The sequence below is a fragment of the Streptomyces sp. NPDC002809 genome, from assembly GCF_040295435.1.
GTDB lineage: Bacteria > Actinomycetota > Actinomycetes > Streptomycetales > Streptomycetaceae > Streptomyces.
The window spans coordinates 1-7,635 of the sequence record NZ_JBEOVJ010000152.1 but is presented as its reverse complement, the minus strand read 5'-3'; the positions used below and the strand labels follow the sequence as shown (position 1 = coordinate 7,635).

General features: G+C 69.8%; 6 protein-coding genes. 4 read left to right on the top strand and 2 right to left on the bottom strand.

Annotation, left to right across the window (positions count from 1 at the left end):
* Positions 1-195 precede the first annotated feature (195 nt).
* Positions 196-1,737, bottom strand: a complete 1,542-nt coding sequence (locus tag ABT025_RS38980; RefSeq protein ID WP_351003517.1) for an MFS transporter — start codon at positions 1,735-1,737, stop codon at positions 196-198.
* A 405-nt stretch (positions 1,738-2,142) separates the two neighbouring features.
* Between ABT025_RS38980 and ABT025_RS38975 the strand changes: the two genes are divergently transcribed.
* Both ABT025_RS38975 and thpR read left to right on the top strand, forming a co-directional pair.
* Positions 2,143-2,733: a TetR/AcrR family transcriptional regulator gene (locus ABT025_RS38975; RefSeq protein ID WP_351003516.1), complete on the top strand. Its 591-nt coding sequence runs from the start codon at positions 2,143-2,145 to the stop codon at positions 2,731-2,733.
* Between the two features lie 158 nt (positions 2,734-2,891).
* Positions 2,892-3,569: an RNA 2',3'-cyclic phosphodiesterase gene (thpR, locus tag ABT025_RS38970; protein WP_351003514.1), complete on the top strand. Its 678-nt coding sequence runs from the start codon at positions 2,892-2,894 to the stop codon at positions 3,567-3,569.
* 94 nt (positions 3,570-3,663) lie between these two features.
* Here the strand turns inward: thpR and ABT025_RS38965 are convergent, their stop codons facing one another.
* Positions 3,664-4,035 (bottom strand): hypothetical protein, encoded by a 372-nt coding sequence (locus ABT025_RS38965; RefSeq protein ID WP_351003512.1) that lies wholly within the window; start codon positions 4,033-4,035, stop codon positions 3,664-3,666.
* Between the two features lie 479 nt (positions 4,036-4,514).
* Between ABT025_RS38965 and ABT025_RS38960 the strand changes: the two genes are divergently transcribed.
* Both ABT025_RS38960 and ABT025_RS38955 read left to right on the top strand, forming a co-directional pair.
* Positions 4,515-5,681, top strand: coding sequence for an alanine--tRNA ligase-related protein (locus ABT025_RS38960; RefSeq protein ID WP_351003510.1), 1,167 nt, complete (start codon positions 4,515-4,517; stop codon positions 5,679-5,681).
* Positions 5,682-6,128: 447 nt separating this feature from the next.
* A complete protein-coding gene (locus ABT025_RS38955; protein ID WP_351003509.1) occupies positions 6,129-7,517 on the top strand; it encodes a VWA domain-containing protein in 1,389 nt (462 codons plus the stop codon).
* The last annotated feature ends 118 nt before the right edge of the window (positions 7,518-7,635 follow it).

Below are 7,635 nucleotides of genomic sequence, written 5' to 3'. Positions count from 1 at the left end.
GGGTGCGTTTGTCGCGCCGCGGGCCGGCCCCCCATAAACCCACCACAAACCCCCCCACCTCGCTCCGCCCCCGGCCGCCGTCCCCCGCCCGCGGCGCCAAGGCCTCCCGGCTACGTCCGAGGTCTTCCGACACGCCCGAGGAATTCCGGCACGGTGGGTTCCGGCACGGTGGACTCCGTGGAATCGTCGTGCGGTTCAGTGTGTGGCGACCGGGATCCTCACCTCGTCCTGACTGCCGTCCGTGGCACGTGAGGCAGCTGCGGGGCCGCCCTGATGACCGGCGTTGATCATCGTCAACGCGATGCCTGCGGCAAGGACCAGGATGCCGACCGCCCACCAGGTCGCACTGGAGTAGCCGTCCACCATGGCCCGCGCCTGGACCAGATTCCGTGCGGCCGGAGTGGTCGCATCCGCGGCGTGCGCGGCAAGGTAGGCAGTCGTGGCCGAGGCTGCGACGGTGTTCAGGAGCGCTGTCCCGATGGCGCCGCCCACCTGCTGGGAGGTGTTGACCATCGCGGAGGCGACACCGGCGTCACGCGGCTCGACGCCGTGGGTGGCGAGCGACATCGCGGGCATGAACGCCGTGCCCATGCCGAGGCCGAGCAGCAGCAGCCCGGGGAGCACCAGACCGGCGTACGAGCTGCCGATGTCCATCCGGGTCAGGAACAGCATTCCGGCCGCGGCGGTCAGGAAGCCCGGGCCCATGAGCAGTCGCGGGGGAATCCTGGTCATCAGCCGCGCGCCGATCTGGGTGGAGCCCGTAATCATTCCGGCGACCATCGGCAGGAAGGCCAGGCCGGTCCTGATCGGTGAGTAGCCCTGGACGATCTGCAGGTAGTAGGTGAGGAAGAGGAAGGTGCCGAACATCGCGATGACCGCGAGGCCGAGCGAGAGGTAGACACCGCCACGGTTCCGGTTGGCCGGCACGCGCAGCGGCAGCAGCGGCGCCTTGACCTTGGCCTCGGTTATCAGGAACGCGCCGAGCAGCACGGCGGAGGCGACGAACGTGCCGATCGTCAGTGTGTCGGACCAGCCGGCCGACTCGGCGTGGGTGAAGCCGTAGACCAGGGCGACCAGGCCGAGGCCGGAGAGCACGACGCCGGGGATGTCGAGCGGCGAGCGGTTACGGCCACCGGCCGGCTCCCGGATCACGAAGTACGCGCCCAGGGCCGCGACGATCGCGAAGGGAACGTTCACGAAGAACGTCCAGCGCCAGTTCAGGTACTCGGTCAGGGTGCCGCCGAGGATGAAGCCCACGGCACCTCCGCCACCGGCGATCGCGCCGTAGATACCGAACGCCTTGGCACGCTCCCTGGCCTCTGTGAACGTCACCGCGAGCAGCGAGAGCGCGGCGGGTGCGAGCAGCGCGCCGAAGGCTCCCTGCAGCGCACGGGCGCCGAGCATCATGGCCTCGCCATGAGCGGCGCCGCCGAGCACGGAGGCGGTGGCGAAGCCGGCCAGGCCGACGAGGAAGGCCCGCTTGCGACCCCAGAGGTCGGCGATACGGCCGCCGAAGAGCAGGAGACCACCGAAGGCCAGGGCGTAGGCGGTGATGACCCACTGCCGGTTGCCGTCCGAGATCCCCAGGTCCTGCTGGGCGGAAGGCAGCGCGATGTTCACGATGGTCGCGTCGAGCACGACCATCAGCTGCGCCAGGGCTATGAAGATCAGCGCTCTCCAGCGCTTCGGGTCGGGGCCGGTGTCGACTTTCCCGGCGGACAGAACTGTTTCGGACATGGGGGTACCCACTTCGGGACTCAATTCGGAACTCAAGAAGGGTGAACGGAGCCGCGCTGCGTCGTGTCCGCAGATCGGGGCCGGTTCTCCGGGGGCCGCGTCCGCGGGCTCCGGTTGGAGCGGTGTCGGGACACGTTGCGGATGGCGGTGGGGCGTAGGCGTCGGGCGCTCACGGTGAGTGCGGCCGGCAAGCCGTGCCGGGGGTGCCGGTATCGGTCCCCGGGAGGGCGGTGGCGCCGAGGCAGCAGGGACTGGCCTCTGTGCCGGCCCGGTCCGGCGGGCTGTACCGCGTGGCTCTCCTCCTCGTGGGCTGCAGGGCACGGGTCCGGCTAGAATGAAACCGGAACACCGTTCAGCAATCACAATACGGAACATCGTTCCGGAGCGCAAAAGGGAAGACACCCCATGCCTGATCGCCCCGCAGAGGAGCCGGTTGCCCGCCGCGTGCGGCCCGACGTCCAACGCAACCTCGACGCCCTGCTGACCGCGGCCGCCGAGGTCTTCGCGTCGGACGGCGTGGACGCCCCTGTGCGGCGGATCACCGCAAGGGCCGGAGTGGGAGCGGGCACCCTCTACCGGCACTTCCCGCAACGCTCCGACCTCATCACCGCCGTCTTCCGCCACGAGGTCGACGCCTGCGCCGAGGCGGCCCCCGTCCTCGCGGAGCAGTACGAGCCGGTCGAGGCACTCACCCGGTGGCTGCAGCGCTTCGCGCAGTTCGTCGCGGCCAAACGCGGTCTCAAGGCCGCCCTCCACTCCGGCGACCCCGCCTACGAAAGCCTGCCCGCATACTTCCAGCAGCGCTTCCTCCCCGTCGTGACGGAGTTGCTGGACAGTGCCGCCTCGTCCGGCGGGATCCGCGCCGACATGCCCCCGTACGACCTGTTGCGTGCTGTCAGCGATCTGGTCTCACCGGACGATCAGGGCTACACCCAGCGCATGATCAACCTGCTCGTCAACGGCCTCCGTTACCGCACGGATGCGCCGTCCCCCTGACTCCGGCGGCAAGCGCGGCACCCGGGACCGCTATGACCGGTAGCTGTCCGGCAGTCCGCGCGCCCGAGGCCGACGGGCACGACGCCTCCCTGTCCGCCTTCCCTTGCCCTTGCCCTTGCCCTTGCGCCAAGCAGCCTGGATCCGGTACGGAGTCCGATGTGAACGAACCGGCACGACCCGCGACGATTCGCGTGTTCATCGCCCTCGCCCCGCCCGACCCGGCCAAGGAGGAACTGGCCCGGGAACTCCGCCCCGCGTACGGCACGCACCCGGGCATGCGGTGGAACCGCATCGAGGACTGGCACATCACCCTTGCGTTCCTCGGCGAGCTACCGGTCGAAGAGGTTCCCCTCCTGCATCAGCCCCTCGCCGGCCTCGCAGCGGCACACCAGCCACCTCGCCTGGCACTGCGAGGCAGCGGGGACTTCGACGACCGGGTGCTCTGGACCGGAATCGACGGAGACCTGGACGAGTTGCACCGGCTCGCCGCCGATGTGCGTACCGCGGTCAGGGGCTGCGGGATCGCGTTCGAGGAGCGGCCCCTGCGACCGCATCTGACACTGGCCCGTGCCCGCCGGGGCGATCGGTCCTCGGCAGGCGAAATCGCGGCGGGGCTCGCCGGGTTCACCGGCCGTCGATGGGCTGCCGAGCGTCTGCACCTGGTCGGAAGCAACGCCTGCCGGAGCAGTGGGCCGATCCTCTATCGCGACATCACGGCGTGGCCCCTCGGCACCGGGACCCCCGGGATCTCCGGTGGCGGGCCTTCGGAACCCCGGTCGGCTGCGGGCCGGTGCCGCGCGGCGTACCCGCCCGCCGGCACCGTCCATGACGGTTGATCACTGATCCGCCTCCGGAGTCGGACCCGCATGCCCGGCCGTTGGATCGGCCGGCGGCACCTTCACGCTCTCCGCCGGGCCGTGGCCCGGCCCGTCAGCGAGCCTCCCCGCCTCGGCGGAACTCGTGCACCACCTGGATCTCGCCGACGATATGGGCGTTGAAGCCGTCCAGCTCCTCGGCAGGAACCCAGAGTTCGAGGATCGTCCGGCCGCCGGCCTGCTGGACGGGATATCGGCTCAAGAACTCCGAATCGACCTCGAAACGAGTGACGAATCCGGCGCCGTCGTGCTTCACGTTCCAGTCCCGCGCGATCCTGACCGCGTAGTCCTCGTTGAGAACCGGGTAGAAGATCGGCTGCTCGGGCAGCCGTGGCGGCCAGGCGCGCCAGTTGAGTTGCCGGACCAGATCCAGCTCCTTGGGTCCGGTGGGGCGCCAAAGGGTCGTCGTCGCTTGCCTGCTGGTCATCTGCGTCGCTCTCTGAACGTGCCACTGCTACGGCGCGGCGGGAAACCGGACCATACCGGGACGGCGAACTCTGCGGCCACGCACTTTCCCGCCCCGGCCGTCTACGCGACCAGGAGCTTCCTACCGGCGTCGTCCTGGAGCCGGGCCCGTGCGAGCACGTCGGCGGGGGCCTCGGCCACCGAGCCGGTGCGTATTGCGGTACCCAGCCGGGGCCGAACGGCGATGCGGGGCGTCGCGTGCAAATTCATGTGCTCCGGCGCGCACGCCACGATAAAATCGCTCGTATGAACGTCACCGGCTCAATCGACACCGCGACCGCGCGAGCGACCTGCTCGCCGGTTGCCGCCGTCTGACCTTCCCTCCCCCGGCGACCGGAAACGGTCCGTCGGTAGTGCCGTGGAGCCTTCTCGCCCCGGCCGGACGACTGAACGGTCCCGTTCTCCGGTGCCTCCCCCGCTGTCACGCGAAGGAGCCATCCCATGCATACGGAACAGCTGGTCAGCACGTTCGTCGAGTACTTCCACGAGCGCGGCCATCGCAGAATCGTCGGATCGACACTGCTCCCGCCACCGGGCGACCCCGTCCTGTTCACCACCTCCGGCATGCACCCGCTCACCCCGTACCTGGAGGGCAGCCCCCATCCGCTGGGCAGGCGGCTCGTCAACGTTCAGCGCTGTCTGCGCACCACGGATCTGGAGGAGGTCGGCGACGCCACTCATCTGACGGTCTTCGAGATGCTCGGCACCTGGTCACTGGGCGACTACGAAGGACCGCTCAGTCTCGACTGGGGATACGGGCTGCTCACCGAGTGCCTGGGCGTCGATCCCGGACTGCTGCATGCCACTGTCTTTGCCGGTGACAGCCAGTGCGAACCGGATCATGCCTCCCTTGAACTGTGGCAGGACCGCGGCGTCCCCGTCGAGCTCACCGTAGAGGACAACTGGTGGTCCAACGGGCCCGTGGGACCGTGCGGTCCCGACTCGGAGATCTTCCTGTGGAGCGGTGACTGCCCGCCCGAATCGACGCCCACGCAGGACGACCGCTGGGTGGAGGTGTGGAACCACGTCATGATGAGGCACCGCCGGCTCGGCGACGGTTCCCTCGTGCCTCTTCCCCAGCGCAACGTCGACACCGGACTCGGTCTGGAGCGGCTGGCCTCCCTGCTCCAGGGCAAGCCGTCCGTGTTCGAGGGCGACGTCTTCGATCCATGGCGCCGACTCGTACCGCCCCTGTGGCGTCTGGACGAACCGTCCCTGCGTCTGGTCTGCGACCATCTGCGCTCAGCCGTCGTGATGCTGGGCGACGGCGTGCGCCCGGCCAACACCGGACGGGGCTACGTACTGCGCCGCCTGCTGCGACGGGTCCTCACCGTGCTGTGGCGGGAGGATCCCTCGTACAGTGTCGGCGACCTGCCGGACGAGCTGGTCCAGCACACCCTGGACCACTTCCGGCAGCACATGTCACCGGCCGAAGTACGTTCTCTGCTGCATGACGAGGAGCGGCGGTTCGGTCGCCTCATGGAACGCGGCCGGCAGGTGCTCGCCCGACCCCGGTTCCGAGGCCGTCTCACCGAGGAGGACCTCCACTACCTTCACGACACCCACGGGCTGCCACGCGACCTGATCACGAACCTGCGGCACGGCTGAGGAGCACGGTGCCGGCCCGGTCGGAACTCCCGGCGGGGCCGGGGCCGGGGCCAGGGCCAGGAGTCAGCGGCCGGGGCCCGGCCCCGGCGATCCGAGCGGCTGCGAACGAGTGGAGCCACCCGATCCCCGCGTACGTGCCCGGTGCGCGCAGCGGTCAATGAAGCGCCGGAAATCCTTCGAGCCCGGCGCGCATTTCCGGTACTCCGGCTCCGGCACCGAAGCCGCCGGACCTGGGAGCGTCTGCGACGACCGGATCGCACCGCGCTGAGCCGTGTCGCCGGGCTGCCGTCGCCGCGCGGAAGCCCGTTGCTTTCACGGCTCGCCGGCACCGCACGACGTCATCGGGATCTGCCGGACCGAGGGCCGTCGGCCCGTCAGGTCACGGTCTCCGGACGTCGGTCCCGACCTCCAGGGGCCATACGTACCGGCCGCAGGCAGACTGTCCTTGTGACGACACTGAGCAAGGGCGCCAACATGGCGGTGAGGGCATCCACCATCAGAGCTGTCCTGGGCTGGTCCCCCGGGTCCGGAGTTCCGGATGTGGATGCTTCCGCACTGCTGCTGACCAGCGGCGGACGGGTCCGCTCCGACGGTGACTTCGTCTTCTACAACCAGCCGCAACATGCTTCCGGTGCTGTGCGTCACCTCGGCAAGCGGGCCGGAGCCGACTCACTGGACGTCGATCTCGGCATGCTGGGAACGGACGTCGAACGGGTCGCCCTGTGCGCTTCGGTCGAAGGTGGGACCTTCGGGCAGGTACCCGGGCTCCATCTGCGGCTGTTCGATGCCGCTTCCGGTGCCGAGTTGGCCCGCTTCGACATGGAGGCAGGCTCGGAGACCGCCTATGTGAGCGGTGAGCTCTACCGGCGCGACGGCGGGTGGAAGTTCCGGGCTGTCGGCCAGGGGTACGCGGACGGGCTGGCCGGGCTCGCGACGGACTTCGGCATCAGCGTCGACGCGGAGCAGCCTGCGGCCGCTCCCCCGCCCGTCCCCGCCCGGGTGCCGCAGCACCCCGCCACGGCACCGTCCGCCGTCCAGTCCGCCGCCGGCCGGGGCGAGCCCTCGATCCGGCTCACCAAGGGCGAGGAGAACCTGCCGGTCGACATGCGCAAGCGCCTGTCGCTCCGCAAACAGCAGATCGCGGTCAGCCTGACCAAGCACGGTCTGACCAAGCTGACCGCGCGCGTCATCCTCGTCCTCGACGCGTCCGGATCGATGAGCGGCCTCTACACACGCGGCACCGTCGCGGGCGTCACCGAGCGGATGGCGGCCGTCGCCGCACAGCTCGACGACGACGGGGAGATGCAGGCGTGGACGTTCGCCAGCAACCCCGCCCGGTTGCCCGACCTCGTGGTCGGTGAACTGCCCGAATGGCTGGCCCTGCACGTGCGCGTGGGACAGGTCAGCCTCTTCGGCCGCAAGAAGCCGCCGAAGGGGCTCCGCCCCGGGCAGGTCGACATGCGAGCGGTCGGTATCCAGAACGAGGAACAGAAGGTCATTGCCGAAGTGCGCGCGTACGTGCGCGACAATCCGGTGCCCGACCCGACCCTGGTCCTGTTCTTCTCGGACGGAGGTGTGTACCGGAACGACGAGATCGAGCGCGAACTGCGTGCCGCGGTGGAGGAGCCGGTCTTCTGGCAGTTCATCGGACTCGGCCGGTCGCAGTACGGCGTACTGGAACGCTTCGACACCCTGCCCGGCCGCCGGGTCGACAACGTCGGCTTCTTCGCCGCGGACGACATCGAGAAGGTCCCTGACGCGGAGCTGTACGACCGGCTCCTGTCGGAGTTCCCTTCCTGGCTGACGGCTGCCCGGCAGCTCGGCATCCTGAGCTGAACGCCCGGCGAAGACCTGCCCGCACTTGGTGGAGGGCGAAGTCCGGTTGCGCCCGCCCGCACCGGTCGTCGTTCCGCCGGTTCCGTCTCGCCGTCAGATCCCTTCCGGGCAGGTGCCC

What these genes read in the sequence shown, in the direction of transcription:
- ABT025_RS38965 (WP_351003512.1), bottom strand. Translation starts at nt 4,035, where the DNA reads ATGACCAGCAGGCAAGCGACGACGACCCTTTGGCGCCCCACCGGACCC.
- ABT025_RS38975 (WP_351003516.1), top strand. Translation starts at nt 2,143, where the DNA reads ATGCCTGATCGCCCCGCAGAGGAGCCGGTTGCCCGCCGCGTGCGGCCC.
- ABT025_RS38980 (WP_351003517.1), bottom strand. Translation starts at nt 1,737, where the DNA reads ATGTCCGAAACAGTTCTGTCCGCCGGGAAAGTCGACACCGGCCCCGAC.
- ABT025_RS38960 (WP_351003510.1), top strand. Translation starts at nt 4,515, where the DNA reads ATGCATACGGAACAGCTGGTCAGCACGTTCGTCGAGTACTTCCACGAG.